The organism is Actinoplanes sp. NPDC049316 (assembly GCF_040677315.1).
Taxonomy (GTDB): domain Bacteria; phylum Actinomycetota; class Actinomycetes; order Mycobacteriales; family Micromonosporaceae; genus Actinoplanes.
In genome coordinates this window covers 115,743-138,140 of the sequence record NZ_JBFAQM010000022.1, presented here as the reverse complement: position 1 = coordinate 138,140, position 22,398 = coordinate 115,743, and the positions used below count along the sequence as shown (strand labels likewise).

At 71.4% G+C, this 22,398-nt stretch carries 17 protein-coding genes, 1 tRNA gene and 1 pseudogene; 11 read left to right on the top strand and 8 right to left on the bottom strand.

The genetic code is table 11. From position 1 onward, the window contains the following. Positions 1–74: 74 nt before the first annotated feature. The 3 genes from AB0K03_RS28450 to AB0K03_RS28440 form a co-directional block, all read right to left on the bottom strand. Positions 75–146, bottom strand: a tRNA-Arg gene (locus tag AB0K03_RS28450). A 333-nt stretch (positions 147–479) separates the two neighbouring features. Next, positions 480–1,151, bottom strand: a complete 672-nt coding sequence (locus AB0K03_RS28445; RefSeq protein ID WP_364690677.1) for a DUF305 domain-containing protein — start codon at positions 1,149–1,151, stop codon at positions 480–482. Then, positions 1,151–1,990 carry a DUF3105 domain-containing protein gene (locus AB0K03_RS28440; protein ID WP_364690674.1) on the bottom strand — a complete coding sequence of 280 codons (840 nt, stop codon included), beginning with the start codon at positions 1,988–1,990 and terminating at the stop codon, positions 1,151–1,153. The genes AB0K03_RS28445 and AB0K03_RS28440 overlap by 1 nt, the downstream gene beginning before the upstream one ends. Positions 1,991–2,087: 97 nt before the next feature. On the opposite strand from AB0K03_RS28440, the gene argS reads away from it, so the two are divergent. The 5 genes from argS (at position 2,088) to thrC (ending at position 7,979) form a co-directional block, all read left to right on the top strand. Next, positions 2,088–3,752: an arginine--tRNA ligase gene (gene argS / locus AB0K03_RS28435; RefSeq protein WP_364690671.1), complete on the top strand. Its 1,665-nt coding sequence runs from the start codon at positions 2,088–2,090 to the stop codon at positions 3,750–3,752. A 3-nt stretch (positions 3,753–3,755) separates the two neighbouring features. Beyond that, the gene (lysA, locus tag AB0K03_RS28430; RefSeq protein ID WP_364690668.1) at positions 3,756–5,141 is read left to right on the top strand and encodes a diaminopimelate decarboxylase; all 1,386 of its coding nucleotides are present in this window, start codon (positions 3,756–3,758) and stop codon (positions 5,139–5,141) included. After that, positions 5,138–6,451 (top strand): homoserine dehydrogenase, encoded by a 1,314-nt coding sequence (locus tag AB0K03_RS28425; RefSeq protein WP_364690665.1) that lies wholly within the window; start codon positions 5,138–5,140, stop codon positions 6,449–6,451. Before lysA ends, AB0K03_RS28425 begins: the two co-directional genes overlap by 4 nt. A gap of 2 nt (positions 6,452–6,453) precedes the next feature. Beyond that, positions 6,454–6,822 carry a VOC family protein gene (locus AB0K03_RS28420; RefSeq protein ID WP_364690725.1) on the top strand — a complete coding sequence of 123 codons (369 nt, stop codon included), beginning with the start codon at positions 6,454–6,456 and terminating at the stop codon, positions 6,820–6,822. A gap of 107 nt (positions 6,823–6,929) precedes the next feature. Further along, complete coding sequence (thrC, locus tag AB0K03_RS28415) at positions 6,930–7,979, top strand: threonine synthase (RefSeq protein WP_364690662.1); 1,050 nt, start codon at positions 6,930–6,932, stop codon at positions 7,977–7,979. 68 nt (positions 7,980–8,047) lie between these two features. Here thrC and AB0K03_RS28410 read toward each other — a convergent pair whose 3' ends face one another. Beyond that, positions 8,048–8,686: a MarR family transcriptional regulator gene (locus AB0K03_RS28410; RefSeq protein WP_364690659.1), complete on the bottom strand. Its 639-nt coding sequence runs from the start codon at positions 8,684–8,686 to the stop codon at positions 8,048–8,050. Between the two features lie 136 nt (positions 8,687–8,822). On the opposite strand from AB0K03_RS28410, the gene AB0K03_RS28405 reads away from it, so the two are divergent. Together AB0K03_RS28405 and AB0K03_RS28400 are read left to right on the top strand one after the other, a co-directional pair. Continuing rightward, complete coding sequence (locus tag AB0K03_RS28405) at positions 8,823–12,185, top strand: efflux RND transporter permease subunit (RefSeq protein ID WP_364690657.1); 3,363 nt, start codon at positions 8,823–8,825, stop codon at positions 12,183–12,185. A gap of 94 nt (positions 12,186–12,279) precedes the next feature. Continuing rightward, positions 12,280–13,482: pseudogene (locus AB0K03_RS28400) on the top strand (MFS transporter); the annotation flags it as partial. Between the two features lie 732 nt (positions 13,483–14,214). On the opposite strand, the gene AB0K03_RS28395 reads toward AB0K03_RS28400, so the two are convergent. Further along, positions 14,215–14,661 carry a hypothetical protein gene (locus AB0K03_RS28395; protein ID WP_364690655.1) on the bottom strand — a complete coding sequence of 149 codons (447 nt, stop codon included), beginning with the start codon at positions 14,659–14,661 and terminating at the stop codon, positions 14,215–14,217. Positions 14,662–14,744: 83 nt separating this feature from the next. On the opposite strand from AB0K03_RS28395, the gene thrB reads away from it, so the two are divergent. The 3 genes from thrB to AB0K03_RS28380 all read left to right on the top strand — a co-directional run bounded on the left by thrB (position 14,745) and on the right by AB0K03_RS28380 (position 19,342). Next, a complete protein-coding gene (thrB, locus tag AB0K03_RS28390; protein ID WP_364690652.1) occupies positions 14,745–15,680 on the top strand; it encodes a homoserine kinase in 936 nt (311 codons plus the stop codon). Positions 15,681–15,980: 300 nt separating this feature from the next. Then, positions 15,981–18,029 (top strand): transcription termination factor Rho, encoded by a 2,049-nt coding sequence (gene rho / locus AB0K03_RS28385; RefSeq protein ID WP_364690649.1) that lies wholly within the window; start codon positions 15,981–15,983, stop codon positions 18,027–18,029. Between the two features lie 158 nt (positions 18,030–18,187). Beyond that, complete coding sequence (locus AB0K03_RS28380; protein ID WP_364690646.1) at positions 18,188–19,342, top strand: nitric oxide synthase oxygenase; 1,155 nt, start codon at positions 18,188–18,190, stop codon at positions 19,340–19,342. Here AB0K03_RS28380 and AB0K03_RS28375 read toward each other — a convergent pair. The 3 genes from AB0K03_RS28375 to AB0K03_RS28365 are packed head-to-tail and all read right to left on the bottom strand — an operon-like array spanning position 19,339 to position 21,938. After that, positions 19,339–19,971, bottom strand: a complete 633-nt coding sequence (locus tag AB0K03_RS28375) for an RNA ligase family protein (RefSeq protein WP_364690643.1) — start codon at positions 19,969–19,971, stop codon at positions 19,339–19,341. The genes AB0K03_RS28380 and AB0K03_RS28375 overlap by 4 nt on opposite strands. Continuing rightward, entirely contained in the window at positions 19,971–20,867 is an 897-nt protein-coding gene (locus tag AB0K03_RS28370; protein WP_364690640.1) for an AAA family ATPase, read from the bottom strand. The genes AB0K03_RS28375 and AB0K03_RS28370 overlap by 1 nt, the downstream gene beginning before the upstream one ends. Positions 20,868–20,879: 12 nt before the next feature. Then, entirely contained in the window at positions 20,880–21,938 is a 1,059-nt protein-coding gene (locus tag AB0K03_RS28365; protein WP_364690637.1) for a 2'-5' RNA ligase, read from the bottom strand. 218 nt (positions 21,939–22,156) lie between these two features. Between AB0K03_RS28365 and rpmE the strand changes: the two genes are divergently transcribed. Beyond that, a complete protein-coding gene (gene rpmE / locus AB0K03_RS28360; protein ID WP_364690634.1) occupies positions 22,157–22,381 on the top strand; it encodes a 50S ribosomal protein L31 in 225 nt (74 codons plus the stop codon). Positions 22,382–22,398 lie beyond the last annotated feature (17 nt).

Sequence of the window (22,398 nt, the reverse complement as noted above, 5' to 3'; positions counted from 1 at the left end):
TTCGAACCCCAGGCAGAAATGACGAGGCCACCAGGTTCGCGCTTTCCAGCGAACACATGGCGGCCATGGACTCGTGCCCCCGGCAGGATTCGAACCTGCGCTTTCGCCTCCGGAGGGCGACGCTCTATCCCCTGAGCTACGGGGGCTCAGCGGGTGAAACTCTAGCAGGCCGTCCGGAACCCCCGCCAACCGGTTCCCCGGCGCGCCGCCCGCCCGGCCGCGACAGCCGGACGCCACCCGGTGCGGCGCCCGGCGGCTCAGGGGCCGCCGCCCCGCCCCCGGCCCGGCCCAAAGCGCCGGCCCGGCCCAAAGCGCCGGCCCGGCCCAAAGCCGGTCCAGGCGCGGTCCGGTCCAGGCGCGGTCCGGTCCAGGCGCGGTCCGGTCCAGGCGCGGCCCGGTCCAGGCGCGGCCCGGTCCAAGCGCGGCCCGGCTCAAACCCGGGCCGGTCGAAGCCCGGCCCCGCGGCCCGCGGGCGGCGGTCAGCGTTGGAGCTGCTGGAGCATCGAGTCGATCAGGTTGATCTCGCCCTGCTGGCCCTTCACCATCGAGTCCGCGATCCAGCGCACGTCCTCGTTGTCGGACATGTCGAGGATTTCCTGCGCCATGTGGATGCCGCCCACGTGGTGCTGGCGCATCAGCGTGAGGAACTGGACGTCGAGGTCCTTGCCGGTGGCCTTGCGCAGGGCCGCGAGCTGGTCCGGGGTCGCCATGCCCGGCATGAGGCCGTTGCGGACGGAACCCTCGGAGCCGGGCATCCATGCCATCGGCTGGGCGGTGCCGGTCGGGCTGAGGTTCCAGTCGCGCAGCCAGGCCTGCATGGTGGCGATCTGGCCCTGCTGGGTGAGGGCGATGTCGTTGGCCAGCGTGACGACCTGCGGGTTCGTGGAGTTGGCGTGAGCGATCATGGACATCTCCACCGCCTGGGCGTGGTGTGTGCTCATGTCGCGCAGGAAGCCGGCTTCGGCCGAGTCGTCGCCCGGGGTGCCGAAGCTGCGCGCGCCGAGGAAGCCCGCGGCGCCGCCCAGGAGCAGGCCGAGGATGAGCGCGAGGGCGATCCAGCCCGCCCCGAACCGGCGGGCGCCGGCCGGGGTGGTGCCGTCGGCCGCGGTGGTGTCGTGGTCCGCGGCCCCGGCGTCGGTGGAGACGGTCATCAGTTGCCCTGCTGGTCCATGCTCGTGCCGTTGGACGCCCCGGTGACCGGGCCGGTGGCGGTGTTGCCGCCGGAGCAGGCCGCGTTGGGCTCCTGCGTCGCGTTCACCCGCAGGTCCTTGATGAACTCGTCGATGCGCTTGTCGTCGGCGTTGTCGACCTTGAGCTGGTAGCCCCACGCCTGCAGCGAGATGTTCTTGTCGAGGTTGGCGACCGGGCTCAGCATCATGAAGTCCTTGCCCTCGACCTTCGACTTGAGCTTGTCGACCTGGTCGGCGGCGAGGCCCTGCTTGTACGTGACCCAGACGGCGCCGTGCTCGAGGCTGTGCACGGCGTGCTCGTTGGCGATGGGCTCGGTGTAGACGTCGCCCATGCAGTTCTGCCACTGCGCGTTGTGCGCGCCGCCGACCGGCGGGTTGGTGACGTACGTGAGCACGCCGTCCTTGTGGTCCCGGGCGTCGATCTGCGGGTTCTTCTGCTCGCGGTAGTTGACGATGCCCTCGATGCCGGCGGCCTTGTCCTCCCAGGACTCGGTGCCCTTCACCGACGCGAAGACGCCGTACCCGATGATGCCGACGGCGATGAGCACCACGACGCCGGCGACGAGGATCGGGCCCCAGTTGCGGCCGCCGCTGACCTTGACCGGTGTGACCGGCTTGCGACCCTTGCCGCCGCCCTTACCCTGCGGGCCTTTGCCGCCGGGGCGGTTGCCGGGCTTGCCGCCCGATGCCCCGCCGGGCTTGGCACCCGACTTCCCGGCGGGTGGTTTGCCCTGGCCGGAGGTCTTGTCGACCTTGACGGTGGACGGGACCCGCTCGGGCCCCGGGGTGCTCATGCTCATCGTGCCTCGTCAATTCGTCTGAATGGTCGGCCCAGGCCCGCACGCGGCGCCCCGGTACGCCGCCGGGCGCCAAAGTCTACCCGGATAGCATGGCTCAGTGACTCCCGCTGACCTCGCTTCCACTGTTCTCACAGCTGCGCGTGCCGTATTCGTCACCCGCGGCCTGGACGTCTCCCTGCTTCCCGAGACGACGACGGTGGAGCGGCCCCGCAACCCCGAGCACGGCGACTACGCCTCGACGATGGCCATGCAGCTCGGCAAGAAGGCCGGCGTGCCCCCGCGCGAGCTGGCGGCGGCGCTGGCCGAGGAGCTGAGCAGCCGGCCCGGGATCAAGTCGGTGGAGATCGCCGGCCCGGGTTTCCTCAACATCCGCCTGGACGCGGCGGCCGCCGGTGTGCTGGCGCGCGACGTGGTGCTGGCCGGCGCGGAGTACGGCCACACCGACCGCCTCGCCGGTCAGCGCATCAACCTGGAGTTCGTCTCGGCCAACCCCACGGGCCCCGTACACATCGGTGGTGTCCGGTGGGCCGCGGTCGGTGACGCGCTGTCCCGGCTGCTGCGGGCCGCCGGCGCCGACGTCGGCACGGAGTATTACTTCAACGACGCCGGTTCGCAGATCGACCGGTTCGCCCGCTCCCTGTACGCGGCCGCCAAGGGCGAGCCCGCTCCGGAGGACGGGTACGGCGGCGCGTACATCGCCGAGATCGCGCAGGCGGTGCTCGGGCAGGCCCCCGGCGTGCTGGAGGAGGCCGAGCCGCAGGCGCTCGAGACGTTCCGGCGCATCGGCGTCGAGTTGATGTTCGCCGAGATCAAGCAGTCGTTGGCCGACTTCGGGGTGCGCTTCGACACGTACTTCAACGAGAAGGACCTGCACGACCGCGGTGAGCTGCAGGAGGCACTGGACCGGCTGCGCGAGCAGGGGCACGTCTTCGAAGCCGACGGCGCCACCTGGCTGCGCACCACCGACTTCGGCGACGACAAGGACCGCGTGCTGCGAAAGTCCGACGGCGACTGGACGTATTTCGCGGCGGACTGCGCGTATTACCTGGACAAGCGCAAGCGTGGGTTCGACAAGGTCGTGATCATGCTGGGTGCCGACCACCACGGCTACATCGGCCGGATGAAGGCGATGGCCGCGTGCTTCGGCGACGACCCGGCGGCCACCCTGGAGATCCTCATCGGCCAGCTGGTCAACCTGGTGCGCGACGGCGAGCCGCTGCGGATGAGCAAGCGCGCCGGCACGGTCATCACCCTCGAGGACTTCGTCGACGCCCTCGGCGTGGACGCGACCCGATACGCGCTGGCCCGCTATTCGTCGGATTCCCCGATCGACATCGACATCGACCTGTGGACGCGTGCGAAGAGCGACAACCCCGTCTACTACGTCCAATATGTCGCAGCGCGCTCGGCCAGCGTGGCCCGGCAGGCGGCGGCGGTCGGGCTGACCCGCGGCGAGCCCGGCGGCTTCCGGCCCGAGCTGCTCACCCACGAGCGGGAGAACGACCTGCTCAAGGCCATCGGTGAATACCCCGCTGTCGTGGGCAGCGCCGCCGAGCTGCGAGAGCCGCACCGGGTGGCCCGTTATCTGGAGGAGCTGGCGGGCGACTACCACCGCTTCTTCGACAAGTGCCGGGTGACGCCGATGGGCGATGAGGAGATCACAGACTTGCACCGGGCGCGCTTGTGGCTGAACGACGCCACTCGAACGGTGATCGCGAACGGTTTGGGACTGCTGGGCGTCAGTGCGCCCGAGAGGATGTAGGGCATGCGCGCACATGAGGCCGGGGCACTGCACGGCGACCTCGGCAACCGCGGGCCGGCGTGGCTGCGTAGCCCGGAGGACGTGAACGCGCTCGTGCCGCAGCTCTGGCCGCGTACGGTCAGCCGGGGAGAAACGGGCGCGCTGGAGATCGGCGGCGTGAGTGTCCTGGACCTGGCGGCCGAGCACGGCACCCCGGCGTACCTGCTGGACGAGGACGATCTACGGGCCCGGTGCCGCGATTTCCAGGCCGCCTTCGCGGACGCGGACGTCTACTACGCGGGCAAGTCCTTCCTCTGCAAGGCCGTCGTCAAGGTGATCGACGAGGAGGGGCTCTTCCTCGACGTGTGCTCCGGCGGCGAGCTCGCGGTCGCGCTGGCCGCCGGCTTCCCGCCCGAGCGGATGGGCTTCCACGGCAACAACAAGTCGGTGTCCGAGCTGCGCCGGGCGCTGGACGCCGGGGTGGGGCGGATCATCCTGGACTCGTTCCAGGAGATCGACCGGCTCACCGCGCTCGCCCGGGAGGCCGGCAAGCGCCCGGCCGTGCTGATCCGGGTGACGGTGGGCGTGGAGGCGCACACCCACGAGTTCATCGCGACCGCGCACGAGGACCAGAAGTTCGGCTTCTCGCTGGCCGGCGGGGCGGCGTTCGAGGCGGCGGTGCGCGTGCTCGACGAGGACGTGCTCGACCTGCGCGGCCTGCACTCGCACATCGGCTCGCAGATCTTCGACACCTCCGGGTTCGAGGTCTCCGCCCGGCGCGTGCTGCAGCTGCAGGCGCAGATCCGGGACGCGCGCGGGGTCGAGCTGGCCGAGCTGGACCTCGGCGGTGGCTTCGGCATCGCGTACACGACCCAGGACGACCCCTCGCCCGCCGGCGACCTCGCCAAGCGGATCAACAAGATCGTCGACGCCGAGTGCGCCGCCGAGCAGCTGCGCCGGCCGCGGCTCTCGATCGAGCCGGGCCGGGCCGTCGTGGGACCGGCCGTGCTCACCCTGTACGAGGTCGGCACGGTCAAGAACGTCGACGGCATCCGCACGTACGTGAGCGTCGACGGCGGGATGAGCGACAACATCCGTACGGCGCTCTACGACGCGTCTTATTCGGCCACGGTCGCCGGCCGGGCCTCGGCGGCACCCCCGATGCTCGCCCGCGTCGTGGGAAAGCATTGTGAGTCCGGGGACATCGTCGTGAAGGATGAATTCCTGCCCGCCGACGTGCAGCCCGGAGATCTTCTCGCCGTACCCGGCACGGGGGCGTACTGCCGCAGCATGGCCAGCAACTACAACCACGTGCCCCGGCCGCCGGTCGTCGCCGTCCGCGACGGCGTCTCGCGGGTGATCGTCCGCCGGGAGACCGAAGAAGATCTGCTCGCATTGGATGTGGGATGAGTTCTGGGAAGCCTGCGGTTCGCCTGGCCCTGCTCGGCTGCGGCACGGTCGGCAGTGAGGTCGTACGCCTGCTCCACGATCAGGCCGAGGACCTGACGGCGCGGATCGGGGCGCCGCTGGAGCTGGTGGGCATCGCCGTGCGCCGGCCGGGCCGGCAGCGCGGCGACCTGCCGGTCGATCCGGGCCTGTTCACCACGGACGCGCTGGGCCTGATCAAGCGCGACGACGTCGACGTGGTGATCGAGGTCGTGGGCGGCATCGAGCCCGCCCGCACCTGGCTGACCGAGGCGCTCGGCGCCGGCAAGAGCGTCGTGACCGCCAACAAGGCGCTGCTCGCCGAGGACGGCGCGACGCTGCACGACGCCGCCACCCAGGGCGACGCCGACCTCTACTACGAGGCCTCCGTCGCGGGGGCGATCCCGTTGCTGCGTCCGCTGCGCGAGTCGCTGCACGGCGACCGCGTCACGCGGGTCACCGGCATTGTCAACGGCACGACCAACTTCATCCTGTCGTCGATGGACGCCACCGGGGCCGGCTTCGGCGAGGCGCTGGAGGAGGCCACCGAGCTCGGGTACGCCGAAGCCGACCCGACCGCGGACGTGGAGGGCTTCGACGCCGCCGCGAAGGCCGCGATCCTGGGCTCGCTGGCGTTCCACACCCGGGTGACCGCCGCCGACGTGTTCCGCGAGGGCATGACCGGCGTGACGGCCGCCGACGTGGCCAGCGCCAAGGAGATGGGCTGCACGATCAAGCTGCTCTGCATCGCCGAGCGCGGCCCGGACTCGACCGGCCAGGAGTCGGTCAGCGTGCGGGTGCACCCCGCGATGATCCCGCGCAGCCACCCGCTGGCCAGCGTGGGCGACGCGTTCAACGCGGTGTTCGTCGAGGCCGAGGCCGCGGGGCAGCTGATGTTCTACGGCCGGGGAGCCGGGGGTACGCCCACCGCCAGCGCGGTGCTGGGTGACATCGTCGCGGCGGCGCGCAACCGCCTCGCCGGCACCCGCGCGCCGAGCGAGAGCGCGTACGCCCACCTGCCGATCCGTCCCATCGGCGAGGCCGTCACCCGCTACCACATCAGCCTGGACGTGGCCGACCGGCAGGGCGTGCTCGCCACGGTCGCCGGCGTCTTCGCCAAGCACGAGGTCTCGATCGCGACGGTCCGGCAGTCCGGCCGGGACGAGGACGCGACGCTCGTCATCGTCACGCACGGCGCGCCCGACGCCAACCTCGCGGCCACCGTGGAGGATCTGCGCTCGCTGGACATCGTCCGTTCGATCGCCAGCGTGCTGCGCGTCGAGGGAGGCGTGTGACCATGCTCGACCACGTCGGTTTCCAGTGCTCGGACATGGCCGCGAGCGCGGCCTTCTACGACACCGTGCTCGCGCCGCTGGGCCTGCGCCGGCTCAGCGACCACACGGTCGCCATCGGGTACGGCGGCGACTTCCCGGACTTCTGGATCAGCGAGTTCAACTCGGGTGACGGCTTCCGCGAGTCGCACATCGCGTTCAAGGCGGCGGACCGGGCGACCGTCGACGCGTTCTTCGCCGCCGCCGTCGAGGCGGGCGCCGAGGTGCTGCACGAGCCGGCCGTGCACCCGGAATACCACGAGAACTACTACGGCGCCTTCGTGCGCGACCCGGACGGCAACAACGTCGAGGCCGTGTCCCACGGTCCCGCATAGTGGATGCCTGGTCTCGCCATTCGGCAGGCTAGTGCATGCTGAGCTCGCCCGCAGCGGAAAACAGAAGGCCAAAGCGACGCAAAGCCAGCCAGCGAGAGGAAAAGACCATGTGGCGGGGATTGATCGAGGCGTACCGTGACCGGCTCCCGGTCTCGGAGACCACGCCGGTGGTCACGCTGCACGAGGGCAACACGCCGCTCCTGCCCGCCCCGGTGCTCTCCCGGCGCACCGGCGCCGACGTCTACCTCAAGGTCGAGGGCGCCAACCCGACCGGCTCCTTCAAGGACCGGGGCATGACGATGGCCGTGTCGAAGGCGGTGGAGGAGGGCTCCAAGGCGATCATCTGCGCCTCCACCGGCAACACGAGCGCGTCGGCTGCCGCGTACGCCGCCCGCGCCGGGATCACCTGCGCGGTGCTCGTGCCCCAGGGCAAGATCGCGCTCGGCAAGCTGGCCCAGGCGCTGGTCCACGGCGCCAAGCTGCTGCAGGTCAACGGCAACTTCGACGACTGCCTCGCGCTCGCCTCGAAGCTGTCCCAGGACTTCCCGGTGTCGCTGGTCAACTCGGTGAACATCTTCCGCCTGCACGGCCAGAAGACGGCCGCCTTCGAGATCGTCGAGGCGCTCGGCACCGCCCCCGACATCCACTGCCTCCCGGTCGGCAACGCGGGCAACATCTCCGCGTACTGGATGGGCTACCAGGAGGACCACGAGGCGGGCAACTCCAAGATCCTGCCGAAGATGTACGGCTTCCAGGCCTCCGGCGCGGCCCCGATCGTCAACGGCAGGGTGGTGCCGGAGCCGTCCACCATCGCCACGGCCATCCGCATCGGCAACCCGGCGAGCTGGACCAAGGCCCTCGACGCCCGGGACGCCTCCGGCGGGCTGATCTCCGCGGTGACGGACCGGGAGATTCTCACGGCGTACCGGCTGCTCGCCCGTGAGGTCGGCGTCTTCGTCGAGCTGGGCAGCGCGGCCAGCGTGGCGGGCCTGCTCCAGCAGGCGGAGGCGGGCATGATCCCGGCCGGCGCGACGGTCGTCTGCACGGTCACCGGTCACGGCCTCAAGGACCCGGAGTGGGCCATCTCCACCGCGCCGTCGCCGACCACCATCAAGAACGACGTCCTCGCCGCCGCGCAGGCCCTCGACCTGGCCTGACTGTCCGGCCGCGCAGGGCCCTCGACCTGGCCTGACTGTCCGTCCGGCCGTGGGGCCCGCGACGCCGCTCAGGCGCCGCGCGCTCGTCTGCGGGCCGCGGAATCGGCTGCCTGCGCCGCCTCGGCCGCGGCGTCGACGACGTCGGTGGCGAGCGTTTCCACGACCTCGGTGGCCGCGTTGTTGACGGCTTCGGCAGCCGGCGCTTCGGTGGCCGCGCCGGTCGCGTTGCGGGCCGCGCAGCCGGCCAGGTCGCGAGCCTCGGTGCCGGCCGTGTCCTCGGTGGCGACGCGGACCATCGCCTGCATCGCGTCGCGTACCGTCTGCAGTTCGGCGTCGGTGAGCTTGCGCAGCAGCCGGGTCTGCTTCTCCGTGCCCGCCGTGATGATCCGGGAGATCATCTCCGTGCCGGTGGCGCTGAGCCGGATCCGCCGGACGCGGCGATCGTGTGGATCCTCCGCGCGGGTGACCAGGTCATGGGTCACGAGCCGGTCCACCATGCCGCTCAGCGTGGCCAGGCTGACCCCGAGCAGGCCGGCCAGCTCCCGGCCCGAGGTGTCGCCGAGGCGGTGCAGCAGGAGCATGATCTTGAGCTGCGGCATGGTCAGCTGGCTGCTGAAGAGCGGGTCCGAGCGGTCGTACGCGAACAGGTGCTGCAGCTGCTGCTGGGCGTGCATGATGTCCGCGATGAGTCGTTCGTTCTCGGCCACCGCACCTCCTGTGTTGCGCCCCGGTGGCCGGTCGGCGTCCGTCGTGTGACGGGACGTTACCAGCGGGCCCCGGCGAAAACCATTTGTTCGCGTCGGGCAAACTATATGCCTTGGCCGAACTTTATCGGGGGAGCACATGTCATTCCTGACCAGGCTCAGTCTCGCCAACCGAGGGCTCGTCGCCCTCATCGCGGTGGTGATCACCGGCTTCGGCGTGTACGCCATCCCGTCCCTCAAGCAGCAGCTCCTGCCCTCGCTGGAGTTTCCGGGCGCGTTCATCGGCGTGGTCCTGCCGGGCGCCAGCCCGGAGATCATGGAGGAGCAGGTCACCAAGCCGATCGAGGACGCCGTGAAGGGCGCCGACGGCCTGGACACCATCCAGTCGACGACCCGCGAGGGCTCGGCCACGATCGTCGTGCAGTACGAGTTCGGCACCGACCTCGACAACGCGATCAACCAGCTCACCACCTCGGTCAACCGGATCCAGCCGACGCTGCCCGACGACGTGAAGCCGACCATCTTCGCGGGCGGCACCGACGACATCCCGGCGATCGTGCTCGCGGCCAGCGGCGGCTCCGACCAGTCCGACCTGGCCCGGCGGCTCGAGCAGAACGTGGTCCCCGAGCTGAACGCCATCGAGGGCGTCCGTGACGTCCAGATCACCGGCACCCGTACCGAGCAGGTCGTGATCAAGCCCGACGTCGCCAAGCTGCGCGCCGCCGGCGCCGACCCCCGGGCGATCACCACGCTGCTGCAGAACAACGGCATCTCCGTGCCGGCCGGCGCGATCACCGACGAGGGCCGCTCGCTCAGCGTCCAGGTGGGCACCCCGATCAACTCGGTCGAGCAGCTGCAGAACCTCTATCTCGCCGGTGCGCGCGGCCCGGTCCGGCTCGGCGACGTCGCCTCGGTCACCAGCCGGCTCGCCACGGCCACGTCGTTCACGCGTACGGACGGCGTCGAGAGCCTGGGCGTCGCCGTCACCGCCGCCCCCGACGGCAACGCGGTCGCCATCTCCCACGAGGTACGCGAGAAGCTCGCCGACCTGGAGGGCGCCTCCGGCGCGAAGCTGACCGTCATCACCGACCAGGCGCCCTTCGTCGAGCGCTCGATCGAGAGCCTGACCACCGAGGGCCTGCTCGGCCTGATCATGGCCGTCATCGTGATCCTGGTCTTCCTGCTCTCCGTCCGTTCCACGCTGGTGACGGCGGTCTCGATCCCGCTGTCCGTGCTGATCGCGCTGATCGGGCTGTGGATCGGTGACTATTCGCTCAACCTGCTCACCCTCGGCGCGCTGACCATCGCCGTCGGCCGCGTCGTCGACGACTCGATCGTCGTGCTCGAGAACATCAAACGGCATCTCGGGTACGGCGAAGCCAAGGTGCACGCCATCATGTCCGGCGTGAAGGAGGTCGCCGGCGCGGTGACCGCCTCCACCCTCACCACGGTCGCCGTGTTCGCCCCCATCGCCCTCGTCGGCGGCTTCGTCGGACAGCTGTTCGCCCCGTTCGCCATCACCGTCACCGTGGCGCTCGTCGCGTCGCTCTTCGTGTCGCTGACCGTGGTACCCGTGCTCGCGTACTGGTTCCTGCGTCCCGCCGCCGGCGGCAGCGAGGCCGAGGCCGTCCGCCGGGCCGCCGAGGAGAAGGAGCTGCGCAGCCCGCTGCAGCGGGCGTACCTGCCGATCATCCGCTGGGTGACCCGCAGCCGCCCCACCCGCTGGTCCACCGTCGCGATCGGCGTGGTGGTGCTGCTCGGCACGCTGGGGCTGGCGAGCCGGCTCGAGACCAACTTCCTCGACGAGTCCGGCCAGGACACCATCCAGGTCAGCCAGGACCTGCCCGTCGGCACGAGCCTCGCCGCCACCAACGAGGCCGCCAAGAAGGTCGAGGCGGTGCTGGCCGCCCGCGACGACGTCGAGACCTACCAGGTGACGGTCGGCAACGGCGAGTTCAACCCGTTCGTCGGCTCCGGCGGGGCCAGCGGCGCCAGCTTCAACGTGGCGCTCAAGGAGGACGCCGACGCGGCGAAGATCTCCGACGAGCTGCGCGAGCAGTTCAAGGGCATGACCGACGCCGGCGAGATCACCGTGGGCGGCGACAACGGCACCGGCTTCAACGCCAGCCAGCTGTCCGTCGTCGTGCAGGCCGCCGACCAGGACACCCTCGCGGCCGCGACCAAGCAGGTCCAGGAGGCGATGGCCGGCACGAAGGACGTCACCGACGTCAGCACCACGCTGGCGGCCAGCGTGCCGCGCCTCGACGTGCAGGTCGACCGGCAGGCCGCCGCCCGTCGCGGGCTGACCGAGGCCGCGGTCGGTCAGGCCGTCGCCGGTTCCTTCCGGGCCGCCCCGGCCGGGCAGATCACGGTCGACGGCGCGAGCCGCGACGTGGTCGTCACGCTGGGCACCCCGCCCGGGAACGCCGACGCGCTGCGCAAGCTGCCGCTGACCACGCCGAGCGGCCAGGTCGTCACGCTCGACTCGGTCGCCGACGTCAAGGAGGTCGACGGGCCCGAAGAGGTCACCCGCATCGACGGCAACCGCAGCGCCACGGTCAACGGCACTGCCACCGGCTCCAACGTCGGTGCGACCACCAAGGACCTGACGAAGCGGCTCGACGGCCTGACCCTTCCGCCCGGCGCCTCGTACTCGATCGGCGGCGTCAGCCAGGACCAGGCGGACGCGTTCGCCGACCTGGGGCTGGCGGTCCTCGCGGCCATCGCGATCGTCTTCGTCATCATGGTCGCGACGTTCCGCAGCCTGATCCAGCCGCTGGTGCTGCTGGTCTCCATCCCGTTCGCGGCGACCGGCGCGATCGCTCTGCTGCTGGCGACCGGCACCCCGCTCGGTGTGCCGGCGCTCATCGGGGTTCTCATGCTGGTCGGCATCGTGGTCACCAACGCGATCGTGCTGCTCGACCTGATCAACCACTACCGGACGGCCGGGCTGGGGGTCCAGGAGGCCGTCGTCGAAGGTGGCCGGCACCGCCTGCGCCCCATCCTCATGACGGCGATCGCGACCATCTTCGCGCTGCTGCCGATGGCGCTGGGCCTGACCGGTGAGGGCGGCTTCATCTCCCAGCCGCTGGCGATCGTCGTCATCGGCGGCCTGGTCAGCTCGACGCTGCTCACCCTCGTCCTGGTACCGACCCTCTACACGATGGTCGAGAACACCAAGTTGAAGCGCCGCGAGCGCCGCGAGCGCAGGCGGGCCCGCAAGACGGTCGCGACCGGTTCGGACGCGATGGCCCCGGGCGACATCGCGGCCTCCTCCGGTACGGACGCACCACGGCACGCTGCTGAGGGTCCCGACGGCGACGTTCCGGCGGACACCCCGGTGCCCGAGTCCAGCGGCGGAGCGCACGAGGCTCCGGAGGGTGAGCCCGCCGGTCGCCCCATGCGAGCCGAGGGCGAGGGATCGGGCGCGCTGCGCGGCTACACGGACCAGTTCGAGGTCCTGAAGATGCCGCGTCGTCCGGCCACGCCGCCGCCTGCCTGACGGGCTGATCCGGTGCCCGGCCCGCGTGGGCCGGGCACCGGTCCGGTCGCTCTCCGGATGAGCGGCCGCCGCCCGGCCGGTACTGTGTGTGTACGTGGCATCTCCGCTTTCGGTCCTTACGGGCAACCGTGACTTCCGCCGCCTGTTCGCGGCCCAGCTGGTCGTCTTCGGGTCGGACTGGTTCGTCATGGTGCCGCTGCTCGTGCTGCTGCCCGAGCTCACCGGCAGCGGTGTGTGGGGCGCGCTCGTGCTGGCCGTGGACACCGGGATCAACGCGGTGCTGCTGCCGTACACGGGGACCGTCGCGGACCGGCTCGACCGGCGCGCCATCCTCATCGCCGCGAACGTGGCCGCGCTAGTCGCCATGCTTCTGCTGTTCCTCGTACGCTCCTCCGCCACCGCCCCGCTCGCCCTCGTCGCGATCGGGGCGGTCGCGGTGGCGAAGGCGTTCTACTCCCCGGCGGCCTCGGCGGCGCTGCCGAACGTCGTCGACCCCGAGGACCTGGCGGCGGCCAACGCGGTCGCCGGCTCCGCCTGGGGCACCATGACCATCGTCGGCGCCTCGCTCGGCGGGATCGTGAGCAGCGCCGTCGGCCCGTACGTGAGCTTCGCCGTGGCCGCGGGCAGCCTCGCCGTCGCGGCAGCGGTGACGGCACTGATCCGCCGCCCGCTGCAGGCTCCCCGCGACATGTCGGCCCCGCCGCCGCGAACCTGGCACGCCCTGATCGAGGCGTTGCGCTACATCGGCGCCCGCCCGCGGATCCGCGCCCTGGTCACGGTGAAATCCGCGGTCGGCCTCGGCAACGGCGTCCTCACGGTGTTCCCGCTGCTCGCCGGCATGTACGGCGTCGGCTCACTGGGCGCGGGCGCGCTCTTCGCCGTACGCGGAGCCGGCGCCCTGGTCGGTCCCCTCGTGATGCGCCCGGTCCTGAACCACCGCACCTGGCTCCTGCCCGGCCTGGCCCTGTCCATGAGCCTGTACGGCCTCGGCTATCTGGGCGTCGCCGCGGCCCCCTGGTTCCCGCTCGTGCTGGCGCTGGTGTTCGTCGCGCACTTCGCCGGCGGCACCAACTGGGTCCTGTCCAACTACGCCCTGCAGGGCGAGGTGCCGGACCGCCTGCGCGGCCGGGTCTTCGCCACCGACATGATGCTGGCGACGTTGGCCATCTCGGTCAGCCAGCTCGGGGCGGCGCTCTTCGTGGACCACGTCGACGAACGCGTCATCCTCGCGACCTGCGGCCTGATCACCCTCCTGTACGCGATCGGCTGGCGCATCGCCACCCGCCACCTCACCCTCGCCGAGGCAGACCCGGCCGGCGCGGACGCGGAACCGCCTCCCGCAGCGGGCGACCGGCCGAACCCCATCGTCCCGGGCGAGCCGACAACGCCGACCGGTCCGGGCGAGCTGTCGATGCGGACCGGTCCGGCCGAGCGGCAGAACGCGGCCGGTCGCGGGGACCGGTTGACGCCGACCGTGCCAGACGAGCCGTCGATGCCTACTGTTCCGGACGGGCCGTGGATGCCTACTGTCCCGGACGGGCCGTCGATGCCGGCAGTCGCGGGCGGGCCGTCGATGCCGAACGGTCGGGGCGAGCGGTCGAAGCAGGCTGGTGCGGACCGCGCGAACGGCGCCGCGGCGGCGGACCATGCCGGGACCGGGGCGAGGGAGGCCGCCGCGATGTCGGGGGACGGCGGTCTGGCGTTCGGCAGTGACGAGCTGCCGCCGGACGTGCCGGCCGGCGACGGACAATCCCGCTCCGCCAAGGCAGCTGACTGAGCCCACTGCTGACTGAGCCCACTGCTGACTGAGCCCACTGCTGACTGAGCGCACTGCTGACTGAGCGCACTGCTGACTGAGCGCACTGCTGACTGAGCGCACTGCTGACTGAGCGCACTGCTGACTGAGCCCACCGCGAGAACGATGCCGGCCAGAGCAGCAGGGGCCGGACCGGCGGCGGTCGGCGGCGGCCGGGGAGCGGTCGCGAGCGGTCGCGAGCGGTCGCGAGCGGTCGGGGAGCGGTCGGGCCGACTACATCGGTGGGCGCACGTCACGGCCTCCCTGTGGTGGGAAGCCGCCGGTCGGTGACGGATAACTGCGGGACTTGAGCGGCTCCTGGTAAGGGCTGGACCCGAAGGGCTCGTCCTGCCCCTCCGGCGACCGGGTCACCAGCGCCGCGATCAGCAGAGCCACCCCGGCAGCCACGACCACCGCCAGCACGATGCCCACCGCCAGCGTGAGGACGCCGTACGTCCGGGTGCTGTAGTCCAGGGAGCCGATGATCCGCGGCAACAGCACGAACCAGGCGATGTCGAGAATCTGACCCAGCAGGAGCGCGCCGAGGCCGAGCTGGGCCAGGCTGGTGCTGCGCCGGCCGAGGCGGGCGCGCCGCGTCGCCACCAGGACCAGGCCCGCGACCAGGACGGCCAGGACCGGCAGGTGGGTGATGACGCCCGAGAAGAGGTAGCCGACGCTCATGGCAGTGACCGTAGACCAGGCGTACGACAAATCGGGGTCCCTCGGGTGACGCGCCCCTGATGATCAAGGCCTAGCATGTGGCGATGGGCCTGACCTTCGTCTCCGAGCCGGTACGCGTCCGGACGCCGGCCACCAGCGCCAATCTCGGGCCGGGCTTCGACACGCTGGGCCTGGCCCTCGCCCTGTACGACGAGCTCTCCGCGCGGGTCACGGGGGACGGGTTCACCGTCGACGTGTCCGGCGAAGGGGCCGGTGACCTGCCCACCGACGAGTCCCACCTGGTGGTGCGGGCCATGCTCGCCACGTTCGACGAGCTGGGCGGGCGACCCGCCGGTGTCGCGGTGGAGTGTGTCAACCGGATCCCGCAGGCGCGGGGGCTCGGATCGTCCTCGGCGGCCATCGTGGGCGGCGTGCAGCTGGCCCGGGGGCTGGTCGAGGAGCAGATCTCCGACGAGGACGCGCTGCGGATCGCGGCGCGGCTGGAGGGCCACCCCGACAATGTCGCGCCCTGTCTGCTCGGCGGGTTCACCATCGCGTGGACCGAGAGCGCCGGGGCCCGGGCCGTGCGGTTGTCTGCCGCTGACGCCGTACGTCCGACTGTTTTCGTTCCGCAGGAACGTGGCCTGACCTCGACGGCGCGGGCCGCGCTGCCGCCGAGCGTGCCGCACGCGGACGCCGCGTTCAACACCGGGCGGGCCGCCCTGCTGGTGCACGCGCTGCAGCACGATCCGGATCTGCTGTTCGCCGCGACAGAGGACCGCCTGCATCAGGGATATCGGGCCGAGGCGATGCCCGGCACCTCGTCGCTGGTGGCATCACTGCGGTCGGTCGGGGTGGCCGCGGTCGTCAGCGGCGCGGGCCCCACCGTGCTGGCTCTGACGCCCGTGCCCGCGGATTTCCATCCGGGAAGAGAATGGCGGGCGGAAACGTTGGGCGTGGATGCCGACGGCGCCCTTGTCAGAGGGAGTATGGTGGAACACGCCGAGCGGGACCCTGTTGCCGCAGGTCGCAAGAGTTGACTACGCTCAAGACCTAGCACAGCCGCGAAGCAAGCGATCTCTGCGGTTCGGCGCGCACCCCCGAGACTTTTGCCGATCTGGCTCGTCTCAATTCTTTATCAAGGCACACGCCGGGCAGCAGGTTCCCAGGTCGCTGCGCTCGCCGAGACCTACTCGTCACCGTATGACGGGTCGGGAAACCGTCGGGCTGCCGTGCTGCAAACTCCCGCGCCGCAGGTGCGAAGCGGGTTCCGAGGGCACCCGGCCACCAGGCTGCTGCAGACCCGGGTGGTCTTGGGCTTTTTCGACGGAAGGAATCCATTGAGCGACACCACCGACGTGACGTCGGGTGTTTCTGACGTCGCTGATGACGGCGCCACCACCACCGCGGCTGTCACCAAGCGCCGCCGCGGCGGCACCGGCCTGTCCGCGATGCTGCTGCCCGAGCTGCAGAGCCTCGCCGCGTCCCTCGGCATCTCCGGCACCGCCCGGATGCGCAAGGGTGAGCTGATCACCGCCATCACGGAGCGCCAGAACGGTGGCGCCCCGGCCGCGGCCGAGAGCGCCCCGCGGGCGCGCCGCAGCAACGGCGCCACCCGCGCCGACGCGCCGCCGGCCGAGCCGGTGCGTGCCGAGGCCGCCCCGGCCGCGGTGAGCGCCCAGCCGGCCCCGGCCCCCGTGGCCGAGCAGCAGCAGCCGGCCTCGCCGCCCGCCGTCGTGCAGACCGCCGCGGCCCCGGCGACGGAGCAGGCGCCGGCGTCCGAGCAGGCCGAGCCCGAGCAGGGCCGTCGCAGCCGCCGGGACCGGCAGGACCGCCAGGACCGGCAGGACCGGCAGGACCGCGAGCCGCGCGACCAGGGTGAGGCCCGCACCGACGGCGCCGACACCACCGAGCGCAGCGACCGGCCGGAGCGCGGTGAGCGCAACCGCGACCGCCAGCGCAACCAGCAGCGTGGCGAGGGCGGCGACCGTAACGAGCGCGGTGACCGGGGCGAGCGCGGTGACCGGGGCGAGCGCGGTGAGCGTAACGACCGGGGTGACCGCAACGACCGCGGGCCGCGCAACGACAGCCACGACGACGACGACAACGAGAGCGGCGAGGGCGGGCGGCGTAGCCGTCGCAGCCGCTTCCGGGACCGCCGTCGCGGCCGTGACCGTGACGGCGACGGCGGTGGCCGCGAGGGCGGGCGTGAAGGCGGCGGCCGTGAGGGCCGCGAGCCGCACGTCAACGAGGACGACGTGCTGGTGCCCGTGGCCGGCATCCTGGACGTGCTCGACAACTACGCGTTCGTCCGGACGACCGGCTACCTCTCCGGCCCCAACGACGTGTACGTGTCGATGTCGCAGGTCAAGAAGCACGGCCTGCGCCGCGGCGACGCGGTCACCGGTGCCGTGCGGGCCGCCCCGCGCGACGGCGAGCAGCGGCGGGACAAGTACAACCCGCTGGTGCGGCTGGACACCATCAACGGGATGGAGCCCGAGGAGGCACGCCGCCGCCCCGAGTTCTACAAGCTCACCCCGCTCTACCCGCAGGAGCGCCTGCGGCTGGAGACCGAGCCGCACATCCTGACCACGCGCGTCATCGACCTGGTGATGCCGATCGGCAAGGGCCAGCGCGCCCTGATCGTCTCGCCGCCGAAGGCCGGCAAGACGATGGTGCTGCAGGCGATCGCGAACGCGATCACCCACAACAACCCCGAGTGCCACCTGATGGTCGTGCTGGTCGACGAGCGGCCCGAAGAGGTCACCGACATGCAGCGCTCGGTCAAGGGCGAGGTCATCGCGGCCACGTTCGACCGGCCGCCGCAGGACCACACCACGGTCGCCGAGCTGGCGATCGAGCGGGCCAAGCGGCTCGTCGAGCTGGGCCACGACGTCGTCGTGCTGCTCGACTCGGTGACCCGGCTCGGGCGGTCGTACAACCTGGCGGCGCCGGCCTCCGGCCGCATCATGTCCGGCGGTATCGACTCGACCGCGCTCTACCCGCCGAAGCGGTTCCTGGGCGCGGCGCGCAACATCGAGAACGGCGGCTCGCTGACCATTCTCGCGACGGCGCTGGTCGAGACCGGCTCGATGATGGACACGGTCATCTTCGAGGAGTTCAAGGGCACGGGTAACGCCGAGCTCAAGCTCGACCGGAAGATCGCCGACAAGCGGACGTTCCCGGCCATCGACATCCACCCGTCCGGCACCCGCAAGGAAGAGATCCTGCTCGGCAAGGAAGAGCTGGCGATCGTCCACAAGCTGCGCAAGGTGCTGAGCTCGCTGGAGTCGTCGGCGGCGCTGGACCTCCTGCTCGACCGGCTCAAGCAGTCCCGGACGAACATCGAGTTCCTCATGCAGATCGCGAAGTCCACCCCGGGCGAGTGAGTAGCACCGCCCACCCGGCTGGGTAGGGGCGAAACACGCCAAAAAGGGCGGCCACCGTACGGTGGCCGCCCTTTTGTCGCACATCAGGTGCGGTCCGGCCCGTACGGGGTCGTGCGAACCTCCCGTGACCATCTACTCAATCTGGGGGAGGGCGCTCGATGATCGTGCCTGGCTACCGGGACCATCCGGCGGAGCCCTGGGACCGGCGGGCCCCGGTCGACCCGGGCGAGGCGGAGGACTTCCTGCGCCGCTGCTACCTGGAGAACCCGCGCCTCGGCCCGGTCGAGCCGCGCCTGGCCGTCGTGCGCGCGCAGATCGCGGCGACCGGCAGCTACGTGCACACCACCGAGGAGCTCACGTACGGGGCGAGGATGGCGTGGCGCAACGCGAGCCGCTGCATCGGCCGGCTCTACTGGCGCAGCCTCGTGGTCCTCGACCGGCGGCGCGCCCGTACGGCCGACGAGATCTTCTCCCTGCTCGTGCACCACCTGCAGGCCGCCGGCGGGGGCCGGGAGGCGGGCCGGATCCGCCCGGTCATCAGCATCTTCGCCGCGGCCCAGCCGGGGCAGCCGTACGCGAGGATCTGGAACGAGCAGCTGATCCGCTACGCCGGCTACCGCACCGAGGACGGCGGTCACGTCGGCGATCCGCGGCAGGCCGAGTTCACCGCCGCGATGCGGGGCTTCGGCTGGCACGGCAAGGGCGAGGCGTTCGACGTCCTGCCACTGGCCATCGAGGTGCCCGGCGAGCCCGTACGCCTCTACGAGCTGCCCGAGCGCGCGATCCTCGAGGTGCCGCTCAGCCACCCCGAGTACGGCTGGTTCGCCGAGCTGGGCCTGCGCTGGCACGCCGTACCGGCCATCGCGAACATGCGCCTGTCCATCGGCGGGGTCACCTACCCCCTCGCGCCGTTCAACGGCTGGTACATGGGCAGCGAGATCGGGGCCCGCAACCTCGCCGACACCGACCGCTACGACATGCTCCCGGTCGTGGCGGAGCGTCTGGGGCTCGACACCAGCCGCGAGTCCACCCTGTGGCGCGACCGCGCGCTGGTCGAGCTCAACCGCGCGGTGCTCTGGTCCTTCGAGGCCGCCGGCGTCAAGATCAGCGACCATCACACCGAGTCGCAGCGCTTCATCCGGCACCTCGCCAACGAGGAGAAGGCGGGCCGCCCGGTGCCGGCCGACTGGACGTGGATCGTGCCGCCCGTCTCCGGCGGCATCACCCCGGTCTTCCACCGCTACTACGAGGAAATGGACCTGCGGCCCAACTTCTACCCGCACGACGGCGGGTGCCCGTACAGCAAGAACTAGGCGAACTCGTTCACCGCGAAATCGTCGCGGTGGCGCCACGCGGCTTCCGTGCGTACGTGGTCGGCCCGTACCCATTTCAGGACCTTGACCCCGAACTCGCCGGCCGGGATGCGGCCGGCGCTGCGCACCACGAAACCCTCCGACGTCTCCGGGGTGTGCCGCCGCGCCCACGCCGCCCGCGCCTCGCTGAGGCTGCCACCGCGGTAGAGGACCGGAACCACCGGCAGTTCCAGGCGCTGCGCCCAGTCCACCGTGTCGTCCCAGCCGAGCAACGTATCCGTCTCGTCCCAGATGCCGAAGACGATGAAGACCCCGGGCAGATCCGTGTACGCGATGCTGCGCCGCGCCCACATCGACTCCCCGCACACCCGCCAGTCGTCCGGGATCCGGTACGCCGTCATCGCCCACAACGCCTTGGCCGGCCGGTCCCACGGGTGCGTGCCCGAGTCGGGGGAACGCGCGTACATGGCGTCGCGGGTGAAGGTGAGGTTCCCGCCGTCGAGCTTCTCGGTCACCACCAGCTCACCGTCCAGCCAGGACAGGTCGTGCTGCACCTTGTCGTCCGCGCTCGCGCCGGGGGAGTCGGGCAGGTGGAAAGTCCGCGGATACCTCGCCGCCTGCCCGCTCATCAGAAGTCCCCCTCCGCCACCTGGAACACGGTCAGTCCCAGGGCGCGCCACATGCGCACGACCTGCTGCCGGTCGTCGAAGACGCCGACGACCCGCCAGCGGTCGCGGATCTCCCGATCGAAGATCTCCCGCTTCACGATCGCGTCCTTGCGCGAGTCGCCCTCGGGCCGCATGAATAGTGCTTCGTACGGCACCCCGACGTAAAGATCCAGCCAGGCCTCCGTTTCCGCCCGGCACACCGCGTCGCGTCCCGAGCAGAAGACGATCGTGTTGCCGGCCGCGTGCATCGCCCGGACCGCCGCGATCACCGCCTGATTCGGCAGGTCCGAGCCGACCCGGGACCAGTCGTACGGGCTGCGCCCGTCCATCAGCGCGACCGTGCCGTCGATGTCCACGAGAACCGCCGCCGGCAGCTCCGGATCGGGCCGGTAGACGACCCCGGGGCCGCCGCGCTCCACGTACGGCACCGGCAGCGGCAGGTTCCGGCCGGCCAGGTACCGCTCGTGCATGCGACGGATCGCGCCCTCGCCGACCCGGTCCTCCTCCGAGCGCTCGGCGTCGCGCCGGACGCACTCCTGCACCGGCACGTCGGTGAAGTCGTGCACCTCGAACGACGCGTCGAAGCGGGCCGCCAGTTCCGCCCACTCCCGTACGGTCTTCGCCCGCAGGTTGGTGTCGTCCACGATGACGTCGGAGCGGGCCCGCAGCAGCGCCTCCACGGCCGCCCGCTGGGCGTGCGTCACCTGCCCCTCGGCCCGCTGCGTGAACAGCCGCTGCCCGTGCAGCATCCGCCGCAGGTCGTCCCGGTTGACCCGGACGACCTGCGGCTGCAGCTTGCGCGCGAACGTGGTCTTGCCCGATGCGGGCAGCCCGCGCGTGATCAGCAGTCTGGTCATTCCTCGCTCACCTCAGGTGCCGGGGGTCAGGTCGCCCGCCGGACGGACGAGCTGCCACAGGCCGGGACGGTAATCCTTGCCGTCGAGGCGCAGGAACAGCGCACCCCGGTCGGGGCTGCGCACGGCCTGCGCCGCGAACTCGCGCCGGCCCCACCCGCCGGGCAGGCCGGCCACGATCGCCGCGAACTCCTTCTCCACCCGCTCGGCCAGCGCGTCGACGGAGGCGGTCAGCTCGATGGCCACCCCGCGAACCCACGCGTGGAACTCGTCGGGCAGCGGTTCCGTCAGCGCGTCCAGGTCGCCGCCGCAGGCCAGGACCTCCCAGACGGTACGCGCGGTCAGCCCGGTCACGAGCCGGTGCAGCCGGACGTACTCGGCGTACTTGATCTTCACGCGCTCGTCGGTGTCCGGGAAGTGCACGACCAGGCCCTCCCGCCCGTCCCGCGGCGGTGCGGCCAGCGCCTCGGCCAGCGTCGCGTACGCGAAGGTCTCCACGACCGGGCCCGGCCAGCCCGGCACCGCGTCCGGCCCGTACGTGCGGCCGGTCGCGATGTCCACCGCGGCGAGCAGCACGAGGTCGTCCATCGCGCCGTAGTCCACCACGATCCGGTTGCCCGGGTAGATGATCTCGACGAGCACGGTGAAGCCGGCCGGCGGGGTGAAACCCGCGTACCGGGTGCGCAGAATCTCCGTAGCGTGCAGCGCCTGCGCCGAGGTGAACGAGCCCCGGGTCGCCACGGCGAACCCGGCACCGTCGGGGTAGAGCACACCGAGCGATCCGTCCGCTTTGTCGGTTACGCGGACTTCGGCATCCGGCCGCAGCGCCGGGGCGTGCGACTCCGTGTGGTTGAAGAACTTCGGCAGGACGCGCGCGAGGACCTCGCCGGACTCCGAGGCGATCAGCCCGCGGCAGGCGAGGGTCACCGGGGTCCAGGCGCCGGCGTACTGGCACGCCTCGGTGTAGTTGTAGATCACGTACGGCCGCGACGGGTGACGCTGCTTGCGCACGTGCCCGGTTTCGACCGCGGCGGCCAGTTCGGCCGGGTCGAAGACGTCGGCGAGCAGCGTCATGGCACGTTCCTTTCCTGGTGGGAATGCCCTGAGGGCCGCTCACGTTATCCAGGGCGGACCGGTCGACGCCTCCTGATTTCTGATCAGGGGGTGCGACATGGCAGACTGGTCCATCGGCCAGCAAAAGGTTCCGGTTCACGCTCGAGTCGTCCGCCCTGGCGGGGCGACGGTGCTGACGGCGACCCGGCGACCCGTTCATCGAGAGGGACCGAGAAGACATGAAGAGCGGAATCCACCCGGAGTACACGACCACCGAGGTCATCTGCTCCTGCGGCAGCACGTTCACGACCCGCAGCACCGCCAAGAGTGGCGAGATCCGCGTCGAGACCTGCAGCGCCTGCCACCCGTTCTACACGGGCAAGCAGCGCGTGCTGGACACCGCGGGCCGGGTCGCCAAGTTCCAGGCGAAGTACGCGAAGGTCAACGCCGGCAAGAAGAAGTAACTGCCTCGACGGCGCCC